Annotated in this window: 22 protein-coding genes and 1 tRNA gene; 8 read left to right on the top strand and 15 right to left on the bottom strand. The window is 29.4% G+C overall.

Annotation, left to right across the window (positions count from 1 at the left end; genetic code table 11):
- Positions 1–15: 15 nt before the first annotated feature.
- Positions 16–1,608 (top strand): methyl-accepting chemotaxis protein, encoded by a 1,593-nt coding sequence (locus CAMP5063_RS03735; protein WP_337194841.1) that lies wholly within the window; start codon positions 16–18, stop codon positions 1,606–1,608.
- A 17-nt stretch (positions 1,609–1,625) separates the two neighbouring features.
- Positions 1,626–2,039, top strand: a complete 414-nt coding sequence (locus CAMP5063_RS03730) for an META domain-containing protein (protein ID WP_263666751.1) — start codon at positions 1,626–1,628, stop codon at positions 2,037–2,039.
- 10 nt (positions 2,040–2,049) lie between these two features.
- On the opposite strand, the gene pyrF is transcribed toward CAMP5063_RS03730, so the two are convergent.
- Genes pyrF through CAMP5063_RS03700 form a run of 6 tightly spaced genes read right to left on the bottom strand, consistent with a single transcriptional unit; the run spans position 2,050 to position 6,718 of the window.
- A complete protein-coding gene (pyrF, locus tag CAMP5063_RS03725) occupies positions 2,050–2,733 on the bottom strand; it encodes an orotidine-5'-phosphate decarboxylase (RefSeq protein WP_263737681.1) in 684 nt (227 codons plus the stop codon).
- The gene (gene nusB, locus CAMP5063_RS03720; RefSeq protein WP_263659333.1) at positions 2,730–3,128 is read right to left on the bottom strand and encodes a transcription antitermination factor NusB; all 399 of its coding nucleotides are present in this window, start codon (positions 3,126–3,128) and stop codon (positions 2,730–2,732) included. Before nusB ends, pyrF begins: the two co-directional genes overlap by 4 nt.
- Before the next feature lies 1 nt (position 3,129).
- A complete protein-coding gene (gene ribH / locus CAMP5063_RS03715; protein WP_012661257.1) occupies positions 3,130–3,600 on the bottom strand; it encodes a 6,7-dimethyl-8-ribityllumazine synthase in 471 nt (156 codons plus the stop codon).
- Positions 3,601–3,612: 12 nt separating this feature from the next.
- Positions 3,613–4,416 (bottom strand): 3-deoxy-8-phosphooctulonate synthase, encoded by an 804-nt coding sequence (gene kdsA / locus CAMP5063_RS03710; RefSeq protein ID WP_263670124.1) that lies wholly within the window; start codon positions 4,414–4,416, stop codon positions 3,613–3,615.
- An 18-nt stretch (positions 4,417–4,434) separates the two neighbouring features.
- Positions 4,435–5,796, bottom strand: coding sequence for a uracil-xanthine permease family protein (locus CAMP5063_RS03705; RefSeq protein ID WP_220566729.1), 1,362 nt, complete (start codon positions 5,794–5,796; stop codon positions 4,435–4,437).
- A complete protein-coding gene (locus CAMP5063_RS03700) occupies positions 5,786–6,718 on the bottom strand; it encodes a DMT family transporter (protein WP_133319325.1) in 933 nt (310 codons plus the stop codon). Before CAMP5063_RS03700 ends, CAMP5063_RS03705 begins: the two co-directional genes overlap by 11 nt.
- Positions 6,719–6,817: 99 nt before the next feature.
- On the opposite strand from CAMP5063_RS03700, the gene der reads away from it, so the two are divergent.
- Genes der through CAMP5063_RS03675 form a run of 5 tightly spaced genes read left to right on the top strand, consistent with a single transcriptional unit; the run spans position 6,818 to position 13,298 of the window.
- The gene (gene der, locus CAMP5063_RS03695) at positions 6,818–8,203 is read left to right on the top strand and encodes a ribosome biogenesis GTPase Der (protein WP_133319326.1); all 1,386 of its coding nucleotides are present in this window, start codon (positions 6,818–6,820) and stop codon (positions 8,201–8,203) included.
- Complete coding sequence (locus CAMP5063_RS03690) at positions 8,187–8,684, top strand: shikimate kinase (RefSeq protein WP_263662351.1); 498 nt, start codon at positions 8,187–8,189, stop codon at positions 8,682–8,684. The genes der and CAMP5063_RS03690 overlap by 17 nt, the downstream gene beginning before the upstream one ends.
- Entirely contained in the window at positions 8,681–9,640 is a 960-nt protein-coding gene (gene trpS, locus CAMP5063_RS03685) for a tryptophan--tRNA ligase (protein ID WP_263664759.1), read from the top strand. Before CAMP5063_RS03690 ends, trpS begins: the two co-directional genes overlap by 4 nt.
- Positions 9,641–9,651: 11 nt before the next feature.
- The gene (gene serS, locus CAMP5063_RS03680) at positions 9,652–10,887 is read left to right on the top strand and encodes a serine--tRNA ligase (RefSeq protein ID WP_263660568.1); all 1,236 of its coding nucleotides are present in this window, start codon (positions 9,652–9,654) and stop codon (positions 10,885–10,887) included.
- 8 nt (positions 10,888–10,895) lie between these two features.
- Positions 10,896–13,298 (top strand): tetratricopeptide repeat protein, encoded by a 2,403-nt coding sequence (locus CAMP5063_RS03675; RefSeq protein WP_263660567.1) that lies wholly within the window; start codon positions 10,896–10,898, stop codon positions 13,296–13,298.
- Positions 13,299–13,400: 102 nt separating this feature from the next.
- Here the strand turns inward: CAMP5063_RS03675 and CAMP5063_RS03670 are convergent.
- From CAMP5063_RS03670 to secA, 7 genes are all read right to left on the bottom strand, one after another.
- Positions 13,401–13,475 (bottom strand) — tRNA-Asn (locus tag CAMP5063_RS03670).
- 67 nt (positions 13,476–13,542) lie between these two features.
- Entirely contained in the window at positions 13,543–14,451 is a 909-nt protein-coding gene (locus CAMP5063_RS03665) for a radical SAM protein (protein ID WP_337194840.1), read from the bottom strand.
- Positions 14,448–15,470 carry a uroporphyrinogen decarboxylase gene (gene hemE, locus CAMP5063_RS03660; protein WP_263737686.1) on the bottom strand — a complete coding sequence of 341 codons (1,023 nt, stop codon included), beginning with the start codon at positions 15,468–15,470 and terminating at the stop codon, positions 14,448–14,450. Before hemE ends, CAMP5063_RS03665 begins: the two co-directional genes overlap by 4 nt.
- A 14-nt stretch (positions 15,471–15,484) precedes the next feature.
- A complete protein-coding gene (locus CAMP5063_RS03655; RefSeq protein WP_087699510.1) occupies positions 15,485–15,991 on the bottom strand; it encodes a YqhA family protein in 507 nt (168 codons plus the stop codon).
- Between the two features lie 11 nt (positions 15,992–16,002).
- Positions 16,003–17,022, bottom strand: coding sequence for an aspartate-semialdehyde dehydrogenase (locus CAMP5063_RS03650; RefSeq protein WP_337194839.1), 1,020 nt, complete (start codon positions 17,020–17,022; stop codon positions 16,003–16,005).
- A 9-nt stretch (positions 17,023–17,031) separates the two neighbouring features.
- Positions 17,032–18,321, bottom strand: a complete 1,290-nt coding sequence (locus tag CAMP5063_RS03645; RefSeq protein ID WP_263737688.1) for a sigma-54-dependent transcriptional regulator — start codon at positions 18,319–18,321, stop codon at positions 17,032–17,034.
- Between the two features lie 8 nt (positions 18,322–18,329).
- Positions 18,330–20,921, bottom strand: coding sequence for a preprotein translocase subunit SecA (secA, locus tag CAMP5063_RS03640; RefSeq protein WP_263728759.1), 2,592 nt, complete (start codon positions 20,919–20,921; stop codon positions 18,330–18,332).
- 119 nt (positions 20,922–21,040) lie between these two features.
- On the opposite strand from secA, the gene lolA reads away from it, so the two are divergent.
- A complete protein-coding gene (gene lolA, locus CAMP5063_RS03635) occupies positions 21,041–21,547 on the top strand; it encodes a LolA-like outer membrane lipoprotein chaperone (RefSeq protein WP_220566718.1) in 507 nt (168 codons plus the stop codon).
- Here lolA and CAMP5063_RS03630 read toward each other — a convergent pair whose 3' ends face one another.
- Together CAMP5063_RS03630 and CAMP5063_RS03625 are read right to left on the bottom strand one after the other, a co-directional pair.
- On the bottom strand, positions 21,548–22,198 hold the full coding sequence (locus CAMP5063_RS03630) for a flagellar basal body-associated FliL family protein (protein WP_263737689.1): 651 nt from the start codon (positions 22,196–22,198) through the stop codon (positions 21,548–21,550).
- A complete protein-coding gene (locus CAMP5063_RS03625; RefSeq protein WP_263737690.1) occupies positions 22,195–23,541 on the bottom strand; it encodes an ATP-dependent DNA helicase in 1,347 nt (448 codons plus the stop codon). The genes CAMP5063_RS03630 and CAMP5063_RS03625 overlap by 4 nt, the downstream gene beginning before the upstream one ends.
- Positions 23,542–23,583: the final 42 nt, after the last annotated feature.

The following is a 23,583-nucleotide window of genomic DNA, read 5'->3' as shown; positions in this document are numbered from 1 at the left end:
TAAAAGGAGTTTTAAATGTTTAAAAGCATAGGTGCAAAAATATCTTTAGCAATGATCTCTACATTGCTAATTAGTTTTATTATCATGCAGATTATCTTACAAAAAGATTCTCAACAAACTACAGATAGAATCAGCCGTGCACATTTAGATACTTTAAGCACTTCTGTTTTTCAAACATTAAGAATGGCAATGAATTTGGGCGATCCTGCTATTATAGAACAAGCTATAAAAGATGCTGGTGAAATAGAAGGTATAAAAGATATTAAAATTTATCCTTCAAAAAGCACAATTGAGCTCTTTGAAATACAACATTTTACAAAAAGTGATGAGAGTATTATCAACGAGCAATTTAACAAGCCAGAAATTAAAGCTGTTGAAATCAATAACGAACAAGGACATTATCTAAGACTTATACGCCCACTTATCGCCAATAAAGGTTGTCTTGCTTGTCATGCTAATGCTAAAGAAGGCGATGTTTTGGGTGTTATGGATATGTACAATGATTTAAAACATGTAGATGATGATTTGGCAAGTTCAGCTAGAACTTATATTATAATCTTTAGCGTTGCTTTACTTTTTACCGTTTTTGCTGTACTTTATATTTTAAAATTAGTTGTAGGTAATCCTGTTTTAGATCTTTTAAAACATGCTAAAGAACTAGCTAGCGGCGATGGAGATTTACGCGCAAGAATTAATATAAAAAGCACCGATGAAATAGGTAAAGCTTGCACCTACATCAACCAATTTATTGAAAAAATTCAAAATGCAGTAGTTTCTACTAATAAAAACTCTCAAATGGTAGATAAACAATCTAAACTTTTAAATGCTAATGCACTTGATCTAGCAAATAGAACTAAAGAAGGTCATACAAAAACTGATGAATCTTATCATTTAAGTGAGCAAATTCATACAGAATTACAAGATCTTGCTGAACTTTCAAATAACGCAAATAAAGCCAATACAAAATCTTTTGAAGTTTTAAACACCATGCTTGACTCATTAAATCAAGTAGTAGATAAGGTAAAAGTTGTAGCTGAAAATGAAGATATATTATCTCAAAAAGTAGAAGTTATGGAAAAACAAGCAGAAGAGATTAAAAAAGCTTCTGACATGATGGGAGAAATTGCTGATAAAACCAATCTATTATCTTTAAATGCAGGTATTGAAGCTGCACGTGCTGGAGAATTTGGTCGCGGCTTTTCAGTTATTGCTGAAGATGTAAGAAATCTTGCTCAAAATTCAGAAGAATTTTTAAAAAATATTGCCATCGTAACCAAACAATTAGTAGATAGTATCAATGAAGTTTCTAAAGAGTTAAAACACAATGCTAACGAAATTAACTCTTTAAATCAAGATGCAAAAGAACTTGTAGAAGGAACCAATGAAGTAAAAGTTTGCAATGAAAATGCAAGAGATTTAGCAAATGCTTGCATGCAAAAAATTTCAAGCACACAAGAAACTTTACAATCTTTGCTTGATAAAATGCAAGAAACGGTAAAATTAAGTGATAAAAATGAAGAAATTTCAAAAATTTTATTAGATGTTGCTCATGAGTTAAATATAGTTTGTCAAAATTTAGAGGATGAATTAAAACATTTTCATGTATAAATCAAAGGAGTATAAAAATGAAAAAAATAATCACATTAAGTATAGCGAGCTTAGCTATTTTTAGTGGGTGTTCTGTGGCAAATTTAAGTGTTGATGATTTACAAAATAAAGAATTTACTATAAGTTCTTATGAAGCTAATGGAAAAAATCATGAACTTCCTCAAAATGCTAAAGCAAGCATTAGTTTTGATAATAAAGATAAAAGAGTTTTTGGTGTATCAGGATGTAATAGATTTTTTGGAAACTATAAAGATCAAGGAAGTAGTATCAAAATAGAAGATAATCTTGCTTCGACAAAAATGCTTTGCGATCAAGAATCTATGAAATTTGAAAACGACTTCTTAAGATATTTTAATGGAGAATTTCAAATTATTAGTGATGATGATGGAATTATTTTAGAAAATAAGAAAATGAAAATTTATTTAAAATAAGCCTAGAGGCTTATTTTAAATGCTCTAATATATTCTCACAAACCATTCTAGGTTCTTTTGCCTTATAAATAGGTCTTCCAACCACGATAAAATCTGACAGATTATCCTTAGCACACTGTATATCAGCTACTCTTTTTTGATCATCTAAATTTTCTTTAAAAGGACGAATTCCAGGAGTTAGTGTAATAAAATTTGTATTTGTATTTTCTTTAATCAATAAGCTCTCATATACCGAACAAACCATACCATCAAGACCGCTTTCATAGCTAATTTTAGAAAATTCCTTAACAGCTTGTTTGATATCTTGTTTGTATATACTAAAAAATTCTTGCTCATCAAAACTAGTTAAAGCAGATACAGCAAGCACCAAAGGTCTTTTACTCAAAACACTTAAACGCTCCATAATCATACACATAGCACTTTTACCTGCACTTGCGTGGATATTAAACATATCCACATCAAGCTTAGCAAGCTCTTCACAAGCATCTGCCATGGTATTTGGTATATCATAAAGCTTTAAATCTAAAAAGATTTTAAAATCATCCACTTTTTTAATCGCCTCTAAAAGCTTTGCTCCATCTCTTAAATATGATCTAAGTCCTATTTTAACCCAAAGATCTAAACCTTTTAATTCTTTAGCCAAACTAATACACTCATCATAACTTGACACATCAAAAGCCACACAAAGTTTCATTGCTTTTCCTTGTTGATTTTATCCAACACCCCGTTGATAAATTTAGGAGCATTATCCCCTGCCATTTCTTTTGCAAGCTCTATAGCCTCGTTAATGATAATCGCTTTTTGTGTAGAAGTAAATAAAATCTCATAAGCACCTAAACGCAAAATGGCCTTTTCTATACTAGCTACTCCATCTAATTTGTGCTCTTTCAAGCACTCATTGATTTTCTCATCAAGCAAAGTAAGTTGCTCATTAATACCATTATATAAATCTAGAGTGAATTTTCTTTGGTCATTGCGAATTTTTTTCTCATCCAAAAATTCATTGATAAAATCTTTATTTTCTTGATTTAACTGTGCTGCATAAAGCAAAGAAACTATACTTTGTCTTACTTGGTGTCTAGTAGCCATTTTAAGCCTTAATTTTTTGGATTAAATTAAGCATTTCAACTACAGTAAGCATAGCTTCAAAACCCTTATTACCTGCTTTACTACCTGCTCTTTCTATGGCTTGCTCTAAGGTATCAGTTGTTAAAACTCCAAAACTCACAGGCACATTAGCTCCAAGCCCCACACTTGCTATACCTTTGGTAGTTTCAGCTGCTACATAATCAAAATGTGGTGTACTTCCACGAATTACTGCTCCAACACAACAAATTCCATCAAATTTTTTACTCTCACAAGCTTGTTTTAATGCAAAAGGAATTTCAAAAGCACCTGGCACTAAGATAAGACTTAAGTTTTCTTCCTTGCCTCCATGTCTTAAAAAAGCATCTTTAGCACCTTCAACTAAACGATCTGTGATGATATGATTAAATCTTGCATTGATAATCGCAATTTTCTCATCACCTTTTAAACTTAAATTTCCCTCTATTATCTTCATAATTTTCCTTTTTTAAATGATTTCTTGAATTTTTAAAAGCGTATTTACACAGTTTTTAAGTCTTGAAAGATCAAGCATATTTGGTCCATCGCATAAAGCTTTACAAGGATCAATGTGCGTTTCAAAGAAAAATCCATCTACGCCTACACTAGCAGCAGCTCTTGCTAATGGCTCTACAAATTCACTTTTGCCTCCACTACTTCCACCATTTGCTCCTGGCATTTGCACACTATGAGTAGCATCAAAAATAACTGGAGCATATTTTCTCATGATAACCAAACTTCTCATATCTACAACCAAATTTCCATAGCCAAAACTCGAACCTCTCTCAGCTACAAAAACTCCATTTTCTTTGGCTATTTCAAAACCTTCTTCATTAATGCCTCTAGTTTGTAAAATTTTAGCTACGCTGTATTTAATATCTTCAGGATTTAAAAATTGCCCTTTTTTTACATTTACCTTGGCTTTTGTTTTAGCAGCAGCTACTAATAAATCAGTTTGCCTGCATAAAAAGGCTGGAATTTGTAAAACATCTACAACCTCAGCCGCAACACTTGCTTGAGAACTCTCATGAATATCAGTAAGAATTTGCATGCCAAATTTGTCTTTAACTTTTTGCAAAATTTCCAAGCCTTTTTCAATGCCTGGTCCTCTAAAACTATTAATACTAGTTCTATTTGCTTTATCAAAACTTGATTTAAAATAAAAATCAATTCTATCATCTTTTAAAAAGCATTCAAGCTCTTGTGCAACTTTAAAAACAAGTTCTTCATTTTCTATTACACAAGGACCTGCTATTAGTATCATTTTTTTCATTATTTTTCCTTATTTTTATTATTTTACTTTATTTTTTTCATTTTCTTCAAGCGGAAAAACGCAATTTAAAATAATAGCCGTAATCCCACCTGCTGCAATCCCTGAAGAAAATAAAGTTTTAAACCACATTGGCATAAATTCTAAAATATCAGGATTATTAGAAACTCCAAGTCCTATACCCAAACTCATAGCTATGATGATAATAGAACGACGATTTAGATTTTCCTTAGAAATAATCCTAACTCCCGTTGCAGCTATAGTACCAAACATTACTAAAGTTGCTCCACCTAAAATAGGCTCTGGAATTTGTAAAGTAATATCAGCCACAATAGGAAATAAACCCAAAATCATCAACATAAAAGCTACAATAAATCCAACATATCGACTTGCAACACCTGTTAAAGCTATAACGCCATTATTTTGCCCAAAACATGAATTTGGAAAAGTATTAAAAAAGGCTGAAACAAAGGAATTAAAACCATTAGCCAAAACCCCGCCTTTTAATCTTTTTGCATAAAGTTCGCCTTTAACTGGCTGATTTGAAACTTCACTAGTAGCACTAATATCGCCGATAGTTTCTAAAGAAGTTACCATAAAAACTAAAATCAAAGGTAAAATAAGATTATAATCAATACTCAAACCATAATGTAAAGGATCGGGTAAAAACACTAAAGGTAAATTTTCATTAAAATTAAAACTAAAATTTTCAAAAGTCATAGCTACTAAAAGTCCTATTATCATAGCTATAAATAAAGAAGAAATTCTTATATAGGCATTATTAAAACGATTTAAAACAATAATACTTAAAATCACAACTCCGGCTAATAATAAATTTTGTAATGAGCCAAACTCACCACTTGCCTTAGCCGCAAATCCACCTCCTGCACTCACAAGGCCAACATTAATCAAACTAAGACCTATAATCATCACAACTATACCTGAAACCAAAGGCGAAATCACTCTTCTAATAAAAGGTAAAATTTGAGAAATAATCATTTCAGTAGTAGAACAAAGCATTAAAGTGCCAAAAATGGCTCCAAGCATTGCTTCTTGCGATAAACCATTATTTTTTAAAACAAGCCCACCTAAAATAATAGGTGCAACAAAATTAAAACTAGTCCCTTGAATAGATAAAAGTCCACTCCCTATAGGACCCCAAGTTTTAATCTGCAAAAGCGAAGCAACGCCTGAAGCAAAAAGCGACATACAAATAATTCTAGCCGTATTAGTATCATCTATCCCAAGTCCTTTGCAAATTAATAAAGCAGGTGTAATCACAGCAACAAACATAGCCATTAAATGCACTAATGCAGCAAAAAATGCCTTAGCAAAAGGTGGTCTATCTTCTAAACCATAAATTAAATCTGTTTTATTTTCCATTTTTCTTTCCTTTTGTTTGCTTACTAACCAAAATAATTCCTCCTAAAATAATGCTAAAAATTCCTATAAAAACCATTAAGCTAGGAAATTCATCTCCTAATAATATGCCCAAAAATAAAGTAAAAACTACATCTATATAGCTAACTCCTGCGACAACTCCTGCCTTTTTTGCTACTCCATAAGCTTTAGTAACATGAATTTGATACATTGCTCCAAAAATTCCCATCAAAACAATAAAAATCCAAGCTTTAAGACTAGGCATAACAAAAGGAGCAATTAAAAAATCAAGCTCTTTTATTTCATAAAAAGAACCTACAATCATAGACATTAAAGGCATCAAAGTACCAATTAAAACAAAAGATAAAGCTATAAATGGCGCTGGGTATGATTTTCTAAGCTCTCTTACGCTAGTTAGCGCCAAGGCTGCACAAAAACCGCTTAAAATTCCTAAAATACTATTTTTTAAATCAAAACCTGAATGCGTAGTGCTATCTGCAAAAGGCTGACAGATTAATAATACTCCTATAAAAGCAATCAAAATCCCAAAACAAGCTTTTAATCCCAAACTTTCTTTAAAAAACAAAAAAGCAATCAAAGCTATAAAAATAGGCGCTGTTTTTTGAAAAGCAAAAGCCCCACCTAATGAAATATTAGAAACATTATAAAAGAAAAGATATAAAGCGATCGTTCCTATAATACCTCTAAAAATAAGCAGTCCAAGATGTCCGCCACTTTTATGAAAATTTAATTTTGAAAGCGCATAAAGCATAAAAGCTGTGCCTATAATATTTCTAAAAAACATAATTTCAATCGATGATAATTCTTCACTAAGAATTTTTGCACAAGCACCTACAAATGCAAATTCTATAGAAGCAATAATCATAAAATATATACCTAAATTCTTTTTAACTATTCTTAACATATAAATTCCATATAAAATTCCTGTTATTTTAGTCTTTTTTGCTTAATTTTAAGGCAATTTTTATATAATCACAAATAAAAATTTAAAAAATGAGTATTAATGCAAAGTATTATTTTAATAGGAAAACCAAATGTTGGCAAATCAAGTCTTTTTAATAGACTTGCAAGAAAGCGCATTGCAATAACTAGTGACATAAGTGGAACTACAAGAGATACTAATAAAATAGAAGTAGAAATTGATGGCAAAAAAGCTTTGTTGATAGATAGCGGCGGGCTTGATGAGAGTAATGAGCTTTTTAAAAATATCAAAGCAAATTCGCTTAAAGCTGCTAAAAATAGTGATATTATCTTTTATATGGTGGATGGAAAATTTTTACCTGATGATGAAGATAAAGCTTTTTTTTATGAAATGAAAAAACTCAACAAACCCATAGCTTTAGTAATCAATAAAGTCGATAACAAAAAAGACGAAGAAAGATCTTGGGAATTTTCTAATTTTGGAGTAAAAGAAGTTTTTAATATCTCTGTAACACATAATATAGGCATTGATGAGCTTTGTATGTGGGCTAGTAAGTTTTTAGATGAAAGTTATTTAAATGCAGATGAAGAAGAAGACTTTGAAAGTTATTTAGAAAATTTTGATGAAAATAGCGGAGATTTTAAGCTAAAAACTATTAATGAAAATCATATTAAAGTGGGAATTATCGGCAGGGTTAATGTAGGAAAATCAAGTCTTTTAAATGCTTTAGTAAAAGAAGAACGTAGCGTGGTAAGCGATATAGCAGGCACTACAATTGATCCTGTTAATGAAAGCATTATGCATAAAGATAAAATCATCGAATTTGTAGATACCGCAGGTATTAGAAAACGCGGGAAAATACAGGGTTTAGAGCGTTATGCACTTAATAGAACTGAATATGCCCTAGCCAATGCTCAAATTGCACTTTTAGTACTTGACGCAGCTGAAGGTTTTAACGAACTTGATGAGCGTATTGCAGGACTTGCTGCTAAACATTGTTTAGGTGTGATTATTGTACTTAATAAATGGGATAAAAGCGAGCTTGATTTTGATAAAACTTTAAAAGAATTAAAACTAGATCGTTTTAAATTCCTAGCTTATGCGCCCGTTGTAAGCGTATCAGCTTTAAGTGGAAAAAGAATACATGTACTTTTGGATAAAATTTTAGAAGTTTTTGCAAATTTCACCCAAAAAATTCCAACAGCAAAATTAAATGCTTTGGTAGAAGAAGCCACAAGAGCCCACCCGCTACCACATGATTATGGCAAATTAGTGAAAATTTATTATGCAGTTCAATACGACTTAGCACCTCCAAAAATAGCTCTAATTATGAATAGACCAAAAGCTTTACATTTTAGTTATAAACGATATTTACAAAATCAAATTAGAAAACAATTTAACTTTGAAGGTGTACCTTTAATTTTAGCTTCAAGAAAAAAAGGTAGCAAAGATGAGCAAGAAAACTAACCTCCTTTTTGTAGGATTTATGGGCTGTGGTAAAACAACTATAGCAAGGGCTTATGCAAAAAAATATGATAAATTCTTTTTAGATACAGATGTTTTAATCAAAGAAAAATTTAATCTTGAAATTAGTGAATTTTTTAAAACATATGGAGAAAAAAAATTTCGCAAAGAAGAAAAAAAACTTGTTTCGTTTTTAACTTATGTGCAAAATTGTTCTATTGCAAGCGGTGGTGGCTTCATAGAACAAAAAAAAATAAAAAATATTGGTACTATCGTTTACTTAAAAGCAAGTTTTGATTATCTCTTGAAAAGACTAAATAAAGAAGAATTGGCCACAAGACCCTTATTTTCAAACACAAACAATGCTAAAATACTATTTGATCAAAGAATTAAAAAATATGAAAAAAAAGCAAATATCATTATAAACATTGAAAACAAAAATATCCAAGAAATAATTAAAGAAATCAAAAAAGAGGTAAAATGAGAATTATTACAGGATTACAGCCAAGTGGGGATTTACATATAGGAAATTATTTTGGCTCTATAAAACAAATGCTAAATATGCAAGAAGAAAATCAAATGTATATGTTTATAGCAAACTATCATGCTATGACTTCAAATTTTAATGGAGAAAAACTTAAACAAAATTCACTCAAAGCTGCGGCAGCTTTTTTAAGTTTAGGAATTGATCCACAAAAAAGCGTATTTTGGTTACAAAGTGATGTAAAAGAAGTGATGGAGCTTTATTGGATTCTTTCTCAATTTACCCCAATGGGACTTTTAGAAAGAGCACATAGCTATAAAGATAAAATTGCCAAAGGTTTAAATGCCAACCATGGGCTTTTTTCTTACCCTGTTTTAATGGCTGCAGATATTTTACTTTTTAATGCTCAAGTAGTTCCTGTAGGTAAAGATCAAATTCAACATGTTGAAATAGCAAGAGATATAGCTTTAAAAGTAAATAATGAATGGGGTGAAATTTTTACCCTACCTCAAGCTAAAGTTAATGATGAAGTTGCAGTAGTGCCTGGTACTGATGGAGCTAAAATGAGCAAGTCTTATCAAAACACAATCGATATTTTTAATACACCAAAAGCTATTAAAAAACAAATTTCTTCTATTGTTACAGATAGTACGGCTTTAGAAGATCCAAAAGATTGGCAAAATTGTAATGTATTTAAAATCGCAAAATTGTTTTTAGACAAAACAAAACAAGAAACTTTAAAAAGTCGTTATGAAAAAGGTGGCGAAGGTTATGGGCATTTTAAAATGTATTTAAATGAAATCATTAGTGAGTATTTTGCCTCGGCTAAGGAAGAATATGAAAAATTACTAGCTAATCCTTCTAAAATCGATGAGATTTTAGAATTTGGAGCAAGCAAAGCAAAAAAACAAGCCCGAGAAACAATGGAAAAAATTTATGCTAAAATAGGACTATAAAAGGAGTTAGAATGTTAGATTTAAAACTTTTGCAAAATAATTTTGATGAAATTGCGCAAAAACTAAAAGCTAAAAAAGTAGATGAAAATTTACTCAAAGAACTTAGCGACTTATTTATAAATTTAAAAAAAGAAAAAGCACTTTTGGAAGAATTTCAAGCTTTTCAAAATAAATTTAGTAAAGAGCTTGCAACAGCACAAGATAAAGAAAGCTTAAAAGCACAACTAAGCCAAAATAAAGAAAAAATCAATACTCAGTCAAAAATCGTTAGCACGCTAGAAGAAAAACTAGAACAAATTGCCCTAGCAATACCAAATACCCCTGATGATTGCGTACCTTTTGGAGAAGATGAAGATGAAAATGTAGAATTAAAAAAAGTTCTAACACCTCCTAGTTTTGATTTTGAAATCAAAGAACATCATGATTTAGGAGAAAAATTAAACTGGCTTGATTTTACAAGAGGGGTTAAAATCTCACAAAGTCGTTTCTGTGTGCTTAAAAATGAAGGAGCTTTACTAAGTAGAGCCTTGGTAAATTATATGATTGATTTTAATAGAAGTAGAGGTTTTGAGCTAGTCAATGTACCATTTTTAGTAAATAGCGCAACCATGTATGGTACAGGACAGCTTCCTAAATTTAAAGATGATATGTATAAGGTAGAAAATGATGATTTATATCTCATCTCAACTTCTGAAATTCCTGTAACTAATCTTTATTCTAATGAAATTTTAACTCAAGAAGAACTACCCTTAAAAATGACCTGCTATAGTGCTTGTTTTAGACAAGAAGCAGGAAGCGCGGGTAGAGATACAAGAGGTATTATAAGGCAACATCAATTTGAAAAAGTAGAGCTTGTTAGTATATGTAAGCCTGATCAAAGTGAATTGATGTTTGAAGAAATGTTAAATTGCGCTAGTGATTTACTAAGCTCTTTGGGTCTAGCACATAGGCATTTAATGCTTTGCACGGGAGATTTGGGCTTTTCTGCTGCGAAAACAGTAGACTTAGAAGTATGGCTTCCATCGCAAAACAAATACCGTGAAATTAGCTCTGTGTCAAATTGTAAAGATTTTCAAGCAAGACGCGCAAAGATCCGTTTTAAAAACGATAAGGGCAAAAATGAATTAGTTCACACACTTAATGGTTCTTCGCTAGCTGTTGGTAGAACTTTAGTAGCTATTATGGAAAATTATCAAGAAAAAGATGGAAATATAAGAATTCCTGATGCATTAAGAAAATACTTTTAAGAGAAAACATGGCCGAAGAAGTAACACCTAAAGAACAAGATAATCAAGAAAAAGCTTTTTCAGAGATTGATGAAAATCCAGGAGTGGAAGAACAAACTATCCCTCCTGGCACAATACCTCCTGAATTAGAGGAAGAAGAAAGTACTTTTCAAAGAGTAGAGGAAGAACCTCAAGCATCACAACCTGAAGAAAAGAAAAAGCTTTTTGATAAAAAATTTCTTATTTTGATTTCAACACTTGGTGCTCTTGCTCTAATTTTATTTATTATTTTAGTTTTACTTCTTGTTTTTAAGGAAGATAAAAAAGTAATCACAAATAATCCAATTTTAGAAGATAATGTTAGTACAAGTATCACAAAGGTGAAACAATCTGCTTTAGATCTTGTAGTACAAAAGGCAAATTTATTATATGAAAAAGGTGATATAGAAAGTGCTTTAGAGCTTTATAATAATATTAATATTTTCAATCAATCTTTATCAAGTTATAATCTTGGTGTAGCTCAAATGAAACAAAAAGATTATATTAGTGCTGTTGAAAATTTCAAACAATCTTTAGAATTAGAAGAACACAAAGTTGCAGCAGCTATTAATATAGCTGTGTGTTATTTTAATCTAGGCGATAAAGAGAAATTTAAATATTATCTTGATTTAGCAAGGGTACATTTACCACAAGATTCTAAATCTTCTTTGTATGATTATTATCTAGGATTAATTAATTACTATCAAGGATTTTATCCAGAGGCTTTACAAATGTTCATGCGTTCAAGTAATATCAACAGCTATCAAGGGGAGTCTTATTACCTTGGGGCAAAAATTTACGCATTATTAAAATCTGACCAAAACGCCATTAATCTTCTGCAAAAGCAACAAGATTATGAAGCAAGCTTACCCTTAGGTTTATTATATGCAAAACTAGGAGAGTATAAAAAAGCTAAAGAATATCTTGAAAAAGCATCAAAAATAGAAAATCAAGCCATAAGAAGCAAAATGGCTCTAGCTTTAGTAGAATTAAAAACAGGCCAATTTGACAATGGTGCACAAATTTTAAAAACTTTATATGTAAAAGATAGAGCTATTGGCTCAAAATACTATAACATAAAAACAAGACTAAAAAGAAATTTTTCAAATATTGATATAGCGCAGCAACATTTTGCCAAAAGTTTAATCACAGGAAAACAACAAATTTATGATTTACTTTTTTATTTTTCACCTTATCGCGTTTTTGATATAAAACAAAGCATGGAACTCATCACAAAAGCTGATTTGGGAAATTTCATACAAGGGTATGAGTATGAAAATGAATTGCTTGTTAAAAGCAAAGCTTTATCAGGCGTTAATGTGGAATTATCTCATGCTATCAATCTAGCTTTTAATTTTCATCTAAGAGAAGCAAATCAAGAATTTAAAAATTTAAGTGAAATTTATCATGCTCACGATGTAATTCATTATAATCTTGCTTTAACTTATGCACAACTGCAAGATTATAATAATGCATATAAACATTTTTCAACTGCTTATCATTTAAATCCAAAAAATTATATTGCAGGTATTTTTGCCATATATTGCATGGATTTAGTAAAAAAAGATTATACCAAACTTGCTAATGAACTTTTGGAAAATTTACAAGCAGATAATAATATCGATCAAAATCATAATATCTATAAATATTTACTACATCTAGTTAAAAGTGACTTTACTGCTATGATTCCTTATTTAGATAACCTTTCAAATAGCAAAAATACTCCTTTAGAATTAATGTTTGCTATAGTAGCTGCTAATGGCAATAATCTTGAAATTTTAAGAAATCAAAAAATAAAAGAATTAAAAGATTTACTCGGTGAGGATATTATTAGCAATATTTTATATTTTAATTCTAAAAACACAAATCTTGATATTAAAGAGTATGCCAAACAAGCACAAATGTATTTTTTAACAACCAAGCTTGATTATAATTCTTTATTTGGTGGAGCTGGTATAGTTAAAGACAGCTATGTGACACTTATGCAAATTACAGGCTTGTTAAATCATGTTAGAAATGACATAAAAAAAAGACTTGCTATGAGTAATAAAAATTCCATCGGACTGATTTTTGCTCTAGCTTATGTTGATATTTTTGCTAAAGAATACCAAGAAGCATATACACTTTACAATATCTTAATAGATGATTATAAAATCAAAGATGCACAAACTTTATTTTTAGCCGCAGTAGCAGCGATAGGTTCTAATAATCCAAATTCAGCCATAGCTTTACTAGAGCTTGCAAAATTAGAAAATGAAGAAACCTTAGAAGCAAGACTTGCACTAGGACTATTATATCATGAAGTCCAAAATTTAGAACCCGCTATGTTTCAATATGAAAAAGTAGGGAATAATTTTGAAAGTAAATTTTTTACTTTTGATATTAAAAATTAGTATTTTCATAAAATAAGAAAATACTAATTAACTATCAAAAAATATAATTATAAATTACAAATTAGATTATTATAAAATATACATGAGATTAACTTTATGAAGTGGCTCCGGATGTAGGATTCGAACCTACGACCAATCGGTTAACAGCCGACTACTCTACCGCTGAGCTAATCCGGAACATCAATAAATAAGAAATGATATTATATAAGAAAAAAACTTTTTTGTCAAGATTTTTTATAAAAAATTACGCTTTTTTGTAAAATTTTACTCCTGCTAAATTTTCTACAACAACTTTTCGTTCTTTAATTAATTTTTCTAATATATCTTTACTATGCTGACTAAATTTGTTTTCTATGTCAAATTCACTTTGCGCTCTAAGCTGCAGCATCTTCAGGAGCTCTTGGATATTAAAATCAATTTTTTCACCTTTGTAATAATGTTTAGCAAGCACAACAGGCACACTAGTGATATACATACTTAATTCTTCCAACTTTTCCAAAGATATACCTTTAACAGGATACGCAGGCGGTCTATCTATAGTGCTAAAATCCACTCTTGATGGTCTTATCTTGTCAAATGCCTCATTTAAAGCCAACATCTCATCTTTGTTATCATTCAATCCCTTGACAATTAAAACTTCCATAACAAGCTCACCCAAAAATTTCTCTCTAAAGGTGATCATTTGTTCTATCATTGTTTCAAGTTTTATTTGCTTTAAAGCCCTATCAACTCTATAAAAAGTTTTTTCCATTGCACTATCAAGACTAAATTTAACTACATCAATATACATTAAAGCATCAAAAATAGCCGAATTTAAAACTCCACTACCATTGCTTAGGATTAAGAGTTTTTTATCTTGTTTTATTTTATTTAACTCATAAACTAATTCTTTTAAATGAGGATATAAAGTAGGCTCACCATTTGCAGTTAATGTTAAAAAGTCAAATTGCACATTACTTTTCAATACACTTTGTACTTCATCGATAATATTTTTTATTTTAGGATAAATTAAAGATTTTTCCAAAGGTTTTGCAGCTTGTAATTCACAATAAACGCAGTCAAAATTACATTGTTTTTGATTTGGACTTAAATCAATTCCCAATGAAAGTCCAAATCTTCTTGAACTTATAGGCCCAAAAGTTATTTTACTCACTTTTTAGATTTCTCTTGAACTAGCTTGATAAAATATTTAGCATTATCAACAGGAATATCAGGTAAAATTCCATGTCCGAGATTAAAAATATGTGCACTATCTTGCATAATATTTAAAATTTTATCCACACCTTGTTCAATAGCTTTTTTATCATAGAGTCTGCAAGGCTCCATATTACCCTGCAAAGTATATTTAGTGCCTAGTTTTTCCTTAGCCAACTCTAAAGGGGTACTCCAATCTACTCCAAAGACATCAAAATTTCCATTTATATCATCTAAGAACCCACTTACCCCTTTAGGAAATAAAATCACAGGAATATGCGGATATTTTTCCTTTATAAAATCAGCAATTTCAAGCATATATTTAAAAGAAAACTCAAAAAACATTTCTTTTTCTAAAGCACTTGCCCAACTATCAAATATCTGTATAGCATTAGCACCTGCTCTAATTTGCTCTTGAATATAATACTTTAAAACAAAAGTAAGTTTAGATAAAATTTGATGTAAAAATTCAGGATTTTGATAGACTAATTTTTTACACTTTGCATAATTTTTACTACTACCACCCTCTATCATATAAGTAGCAATAGTCCAAGGACTTCCACAAAAACCAATCAAAGCTTTATCTTGTGTAAGTTTTTCTCTAGTAAATGCTAGTGCATCATAAACATAAGAAAGATTTTTAATGCTTTTTTCAACATCTAATCTTTCCAATTCTTCTTTTGTTTTAATAGGATTTGAAAATATAGGGCCCTCGCCTTTTTCAAATTTTAAATCCATACCCATTTCTAAAGGTACTACCAAAATATCTGAAAAAATAATAGCTGCATCAACACCCAAAATATCTACTGGTTGTAAGGTAACTTCACTCGCTTTTTTATAATCTTTACAAAGTGATAAAAAATCTCCAGCACTTGCTCTAACCTGCATATATTCAGGTAAATATCTTCCTGCTTGGCGCATCATCCAAACTGGAGTATAAGAGGTTGACTTTTTAAAACATGCATCAATAAAAATCATTTTTATTCCTTATTTTAATGATCACTTTTGTGTAAAAAATAAAGTCCTATACAAAGAGCTAAAATAGAACCTGCAAGATAAGTCATATCCAAAACCGTATTTAGTTGCATTTGCAAAATTCTTTGGAAAAAATTTACAACTAAAACCATAATAATAACTTTTGCAAGTTTATCTTTTAGTTGATCTAAACTGTGCACTTCTAAAACTTTTGACTGTTTAGTTTGTTTAAATTCTTCTATTTCACTAATAAAAAGTTCATAAATTCCAAAAGAAAATATAAATAAAACTAAAGCCATTAAATATAAATCTACAGCCCCTATAATCAAACCAACAATATCCTCATGCAAATCTACCGTAGAATTAGGCAACATAAAATACTCAAATACATATTTTAAAACTTTAATCACATCATAACTTGCAATAAAAAATAAAACAAAAGCTCCTATAAGGCCAAAAATTACAGGCAAAATAGTGACTAAACGGCTTTTAACTAATAAATTTTCAAAAAATCTTTCTAACATTTTTCTCCTTTTTAAACCAATTCTAACCATTTTTGCGCAATACGCACTGCATTTGTAGCAGCTCCTACACGAATTTGATCAGCCACGCACCATAAATGCAAAATATTTTTATGATTAATATCGCGTCTAATTCTTCCTACATAAGTTTCATTAGTATCGCTTGTAAAAAGCGGCATAGGATATTTTTTATTTTCTACATCATCAATCACAACAACACTTGGTGCTTTAGAAAGTATCTCTCTAACCTTAGCAACATCAACATCTTTTTCAAAATGCATAGTAATGGCTTCACTATGACTTCTAAGCACAGGAACTCTTACACAAGTTGCTGAAATTTCAAGTTTTTTATGCAATATTTTTTGCGTTTCATTTACCATTTTTAATTCTTCTTTAGTGTAGCCATTTTCACTAAAAACATCAATTTGAGGAATTAAATTTAAAGCTAAGGTATATGGAAAAGTTTTTGCCTCAAATTCATCTAATTTAAAAGCAAAAAAACTTTGCATTCCTTGAACTAATTCTTCCATACCTTCTTTACCTGCACCACTTGCTGCTTGATAAGTACTTACATCTACTCTTTTTAGATTAAATACATCATCAAGTGGTTTTAAAACATGCACCATTTGTATAGTAGAGCAATTTGGATTAGCAATAATTCCTGTTTTTTCCCAATCTTTAATATCTTCGCTATTGCATTCAGGAACTACCAAAGGAATATTTTCATCCATTCTAAAATGACTAGTATTATCAATCACTACAGCACCACACTCTACTGCGTATTTTGCATACTCAGCACTTATGTTTCCTCCGGCACTAAAAAAAGCAATATCTACAGGATTTTCTTTAAAAACATTTGGAGTTAATTCTTTTACTTTATAACTTTTTCCCCTAAATTCTACTTCACTACCTGCGCTTTTTGCACTTGCTAATGGTAAAATACTTTCAACCGGGAAATCAAGCTCATCTAAAACATTTAAAAGCTCTTCTCCGACTGCTCCAGTTGCACCTACAATGGCTATTTTTTTCATCATCCATCCTTTTTAAGTAATATTGTATTTTTTCATTTTTTCACTAAAAATTTTCTCACTCATCCCTATAAGCTTAGCTGCTTCTGCAATATCTTGCGAATTTTTTAAAGCTTCTAAAATCAATTCTTTTTCAAGATTTTTAATATCTTTACTTTTTCTACTTTCTAAGAATAAATCTTGAGCGCTAATCTCATCATTTTCACTTAAAATACAAGCTCTTTGTATAATAGAAATCAACTCTCTAATATTACCTGGAAAATCATAAGCTAGCAAAGCATCTTGTGCTTCTTGACTTAAAGTTTTTTCATTAAAATCATATTCTTTACATGTATCAAGTAATACCTTTTGTGCAATTTGCAAAATTTCTTCTTGACGCTCTCTTAGTGGTGGTATATTAATAGGAATAGTATTAAGCCTATAATATAAATCTTGTCTGAATTCATTATCTGCAATCTTTTTTTCTATATGAGCATTAGTTGCACTAATAATTCTTACATCAATCTTTATACTTTTAGTACTTCCCAATCTTGTAATTTCTTTTTCTTGTAAAGCTCTTAATAATTTTGCTTGAATTTCATAAGGCATTTCACCTATTTCATCTAAAAACAAAGTGCCTTCATTAGCAAGCTCAAACAACCCTATTTTAGTAGTATTAGCATCGGTAAATGCACCTTTTTCAAAACCGAAAAGCTCACTTTCTATCAAATTTGATGGAATTGCTGCCATATTAATAGCCACAAAAGGTTTTTGTGCTCTTTTTGAATTTTTATGCACAAAATTTGCAAAAACTTCTTTACCTACCCCACTTTCTCCAAAAAAAAGCACACTCGCATCTGTCTTAGCAGCCTTAGTAGCCAATTTTAAACAATCTTCTAAAGCTTTAGAAGTGCCATAAAAATCTTGATTTTCTTCTTTTTTGATAATCTTTTTGTTTGTTTTTTTAGAAGTCTTTTCTTGAATTATTTTTGCGCGTTTTATCGCAGTTACTAAAGTATTAATATCAAATGGTTTTACTAGAAAATCTTTTACTCCAAGTCTTACTGCTTCTATGGCACGATTTAGCGTTGCATTACCTGTAATAATAATAAAATCATATTTATTCTCACAAGCTTGCACAAATTCAATACCATCCATACCCGGCATATTAATATCTGTAATAATCAAATCAACATCATCATTTAGTTTTTTTAAAGCTTCAGTTGCTGATTTATAAGATTTTATAGTAAATTCCTCATACTCACTCAAAGCAATTTCGAGTGATTTTCTCATATTTATATCATCTTCGACTATAACCAAATTCATTTCAAACCTTAAGCTAAAATACCTTTTTTGGGACCACTTTTACCATGGCATTCTTTATATTTTTTACCACTACCGCAAGGACAAGGTGAATTTCTAGGTACTTTGGTAACTTGTGCTTCACCATTTTCATCAACACCACTTTCTGTGGTATTAGCTAAAAACTGCTCATTTTGTTCATGACTTTTTTCTTCAAAATTTTGTGCTTCTTTTTGAGTAAAAACTACATTAAATAGTAATTTCAAACTATCAAATTTAACACGCTCAACAAGCTCCATAAAAAGATTATAGCTTTCTTTTTTATATTCTACCAAAGGATCTTTTTGATTATAACTTCTTAAACCTATACCAGTTTTTAAAATATCCATTTGGTATAAATGTTCTCTCCATAGATTATCTAAAATTTGAAGATATAAAATTCTTTCAATTCTTCTAGCTTCTTTATCTTCAATAATACTCATTTTATCTTTGTAAGCTTTTTCTAAAATTTCACTTAATTTATTTTCTACTTCAATTACACCTAAATCTTTAAAATCAGCTTCGCTAAGCTCAAGATTACACTCATAACTTACTTTTTGTTTTAAACTTTCAAAATGCTTAACATCATCTTCAAGTTCTGCATTTAGATAAATTTGACTTACTAAGTGATTACTATACTCAGCAATATTTTTTAAAATTTTATCTTGCAAGTCAAATTCTTCATCTAACAATTCATTTCTATAATTATAAATAGTCTTTCTTTGTTCATTTGCCACATCATCATATTCAAGCAAATGTTTTCTGCTCTCAAAATGCAAGCTTTCAACTTTTTTTTGCGCATTCTCAACAGCTCTTGTAACAATACGACTTTCTATATGCTCGCCCTCTTCTATACCTAATCTTTCCATGATATTTTTTATGCGATCACCACCAAAAATTCTCAAAAGATTATCCTCTAAACTTAAGTAAAATCTACTTACACCAGGATCACCTTGACGCCCTGCACGACCACGAAGTTGATTGTCTATTCTTCTGCTTTCATGACGCTCAGTTCCTATAATATAAAGCCCACCTAAAGCTCTTATCTCATCATCTATTTTTATATCAACCCCACGACCTGCCATATTAGTAGCTATAGTCACTGCACCTTTTTTACCTGCATCTTGGATAATCAAAGCTTCTTGCTCGTGATTTTTAGCATTAAGCACATGATGAGGAATGCGTTCTTTTACAAGCATATTATGAAATACTTCACTTCTTTCAATACTTGCAGTTCCCACTAAAACTGGCTGACCCTTTGCATTTGCTTTTTTTATCTCTTCAATAACTGCTTTAAATTTTTCTTCTTGAGTTTTATAAATCAAATCATCTTTATCTATTCTTGCAATTGGTATATTTGTAGGTATAGAAACTACATCTAAATTATAAATTTGAGAAAATTCCGTTGCCTCAGTTTGTGCAGTACCTGTCATGCCTGCTAACTTTTTATACATTCTAAAATAATTTTGGAAAGTAATATCTGCTAAAGTTTGACTTTCTTCCTGAATTTTTACCCCTTCTTTAGCTTCTAATGCTTGGTGTAAACCATCACTAAAGCGTCTTCCCTCGCTTAATCTTCCCGTGAATTCATCAACAATTACAACTTCTTTATCTCTTAATACATAATGCACATCTTTTTCAAATAAATTATGCGCTTTTAAAGCCTGGTCAAGCTGATGGGCCAATATTGCATTATCTAAGCTATATAAATTTTCTACTCCAAATAATTTTTCAGCCTTAGAAATTCCAGCCTCTGTAATCATAATAGTTCTATTTTTCTCATCGACAACAAAATCACCACTTGGCAATTCTTGAGGAGTAGTAGCTGCTTGGCCTTTTTGCATTTGTTTTGCTACTTCATTTGCTTTAACATAGCCGTCTAAAGTTCTATTTGTAGGCCCACTTATAATAAGCGGAGTTCTTGCTTCATCTATTAAAATACTATCTACTTCATCAACTATAACAAAATTATGCTCTCTTTGTACTTTTTCAAGCTTTGAAAATTTCATGTTATCGCGTAAATAATCAAAGCCAAATTCATTATTTGTACCATAAGTTATATCACACTCATAAGCTTTTTTATGTGCCTCATCACTATTTTGTTCTGAAAGTATCACACCTACACTAAAACCTAAAAAATTATAAATAGCACTCATTTGCTCTGCATCTCTTTTAGCCAAATAATCATTTACGGTAACCACATGCACACCCTTACCACTCATAGCATTTAGTACAACAGGTAAAGTTGCAACCAAGGTTTTACCTTCTCCAGTTTTCATTTCAGCAATTTTTCCATCATGTAAAACCATACCACCAATTAATTGCACATCAAAATGACGCATATTAAGAGTTCTTTTTCCTACTTCTCTAACTATCGCAAAAACATCATTCAGTATTTGGTCTAAAGTTTGTTCTTCTTTTTGAATTTGTGTTTTAAATTCTATAAATACTTGTTTTAATTCATCATCGCTTAAATTTTGGTATTTTGATTCTAAAGCATTAATTTGCACAACCCTCTTTAAATATTTTTTTACTTCTCGATCATTTTTTGTGCCAAATATTGCTTTAAATACACTAGAAAACATTTTTTTACCTTTAATTACAAAAATATATGCTAGATTATACCTTGAATTTAATTAGAACTATATAAAAAGTTTTGTTTGGATAAATTTTATATAATTTACAAAATTTTTAAAGGGTAATTATGAGATATTTTATATTTTTAATATTATTTGTTTGTAGTATTTTTGCTTTTGATATAAATTTTAAAAATTTTAGTAGTGATTTTGAACAAAAGGTGCAAAGCAATAATTCTTCACTAAATTATAAAGGAAATTTTATCATTACTCAAAATAAAGCCTTTTGGAATTATACTAAACCAAATAAAAAACAAATTTATATCAATCACAAAGAAGTTATTATCATAGAGCCTGAGTTAGAACAAGCCATTTATACTCAATTGCAAAATTTACCAAATCTTCAAGAAATTTTTAAAAATGCAAAATTAATATCTCATGAAAATTATGAAGCAAAATACGAAAATATCACATATAATATCAAACTAAAAAATGATAATCTTAGTAATATTTCTTATAAAGATGAGTTAGGAAATTTAGTTAGTATTTATTTTTATAATCAGAAATTTGATCAAAATATCAACGAAAATATTTTTATACCAAAAATCCCAAGCCATTTTGATATTATTCAATAATCAAAATGGTATTTCATTAAACAAATCTTGCTGTTCTTTACTTGGAGCTAACATTTGCATTTGAGTTTTTTCCATGGTTTTTAAAATCATATCCATATTCTCTTTACTTGTGTTAGTATCTTGATTAAAACTTTTATTATCATCTTTATCATTGTTGTTTATTTGATCGGTATTTATATCTTTTGATTGAGTATTATTTTGATCCGTATTTTTTGCAACTTTGGAATTATCTTGAATTTCCTTTTGTTTGATAGTTTTTATTGTATTGTCATCTTTTTTTTCCAAATCATTTATAAAACGCTTAAATTCTTCCAAGTCAAACTTAGCTACCGAATTAATTTTTAAAATATAAATATTTTTAATTTGAGTTTTATATTTTTTATTACTAAATTTAAGCAAGGTTTCTTTAAAATTATTTTTACCAACTTCTGTAAATAAATCTTCATAAAAATAACTAGATACAATGGTATTTAAAGCATCTATAATTTTCTTTTGATCTAAATTTTCTCCTTCAAAATCTAAATTCATTTCAATTTTTTTTAAAGTATTATTTCCAACCTTTGAATATAAATCAGTTCTAAAATTTTCTATACTCAAGGAACTAGCATGGATATTAAAAAACATTAAAAGCAAAACTATAATCCATTTCATATTATCTCCTCATCTTCTTCTAAATCTATAAATTTTTCTTGTAAATAAAATTTTTTCACTTCTTTATCGGTTTTTAAAATTCTTAAAAAATAATCCTCAAAAGGCATTTTATAATTATATATGATTTTTAAACTACAAGGATTAATGGCCCTTGATAAACATACATATAATTGTCCTTTTTCAAAAATTCCATCAATATCACATATAAGCTTATCTATACTCATACCTTGAGATTTATGGATTGTTATAGCATAAGCTAACTTTATCGGAAACTGAATAAATTTTGCTTTTACTTTTACTTCTAATTTTTCTTCATCATCTAAATCATATTCTTCCAAAATATACTCATAAACCTTTAATCGCAAATTCTCACCATTGCTTTTTTCTATTAAAATATATTCTTGCTCTTTATCTTTTATAAAATCTAAAATAATTCCTTGCTCTCCATTGTAATAATTTTCCTCTTTATTATTTACACAAAAAATAATCTTAGCGCCTATTTTTAATTTTAACTCCTCTAAAGAATTTAATCCTTTAATCCACTGTTCGTAAGTTTTATCATCTAAAATATGATCTAATTTTTCCATTCTTGATTTAAATATTTTTTCTTTACCTTGCAAAAGATTTAATTTTTTAGCATTTATACAATTAGCTTTTTTATTTGTAGCACACAATAGGGTATATTCATCCATATACTCAAGCAAATCTTTTGGATAAATTAACATTTTTTTAAAAAAACTTAGTATTTCTTGATTTACTTTACCAATTCTAAGAAAAAATAAATATTCATAAAATTGTTTATCCAAAGTTCTTTTAGTAATACTAAGCTTTAAATTGACAAATTTTAAATCATTCCAAGTTTGAGAAGAAAAAGCATATAGAGTATTTTGAAATAAAGTGTTTTGATTCTCTTTGTAGTTTATTACAGGTGGAAGTTGAAAAAAATCACCGACTAATAAAATTTTGCCACTAAAGTCACTTCTTGTTAATCTATAATAAATCATTTCCATCAATGAAGCACTTACCATAGAGATTTCATCAATAACCAACAAATCACATTGCTTTAAAATTCTCTTTAATTTTTCTAGTTTATCCCTTTGCTTTCTATCTTCATAATATAACTCATCATAATTTTGACATCTTTTAAAAGCAAAAAAACTATGTAAAGTAACTCCTCCTATATTAAATGCACTTAATCCAGTAGAACCTAATACAACAACAATTCTACCTTGTTTTCTATATAATTTAACAAGTTCTGTAGTTAAGAATGATTTACCAACTCCAGCAGAACCACTTAGAAATATATTATTATCTTTTAAGAAAAAATCTAATTTATTTAACATCATCCTAATATTATATTATAATCTACTAAAACTCAACTAAAA

The organism is Campylobacter sp. RM5063 (assembly GCF_024723655.1).
Taxonomy (GTDB): domain Bacteria; phylum Campylobacterota; class Campylobacteria; order Campylobacterales; family Campylobacteraceae; genus Campylobacter_D; species Campylobacter_D lari_D.
The sequence above is the reverse complement of the archived record's forward strand: the minus strand, read 5'-3'. Positions and strand labels throughout refer to the sequence as shown.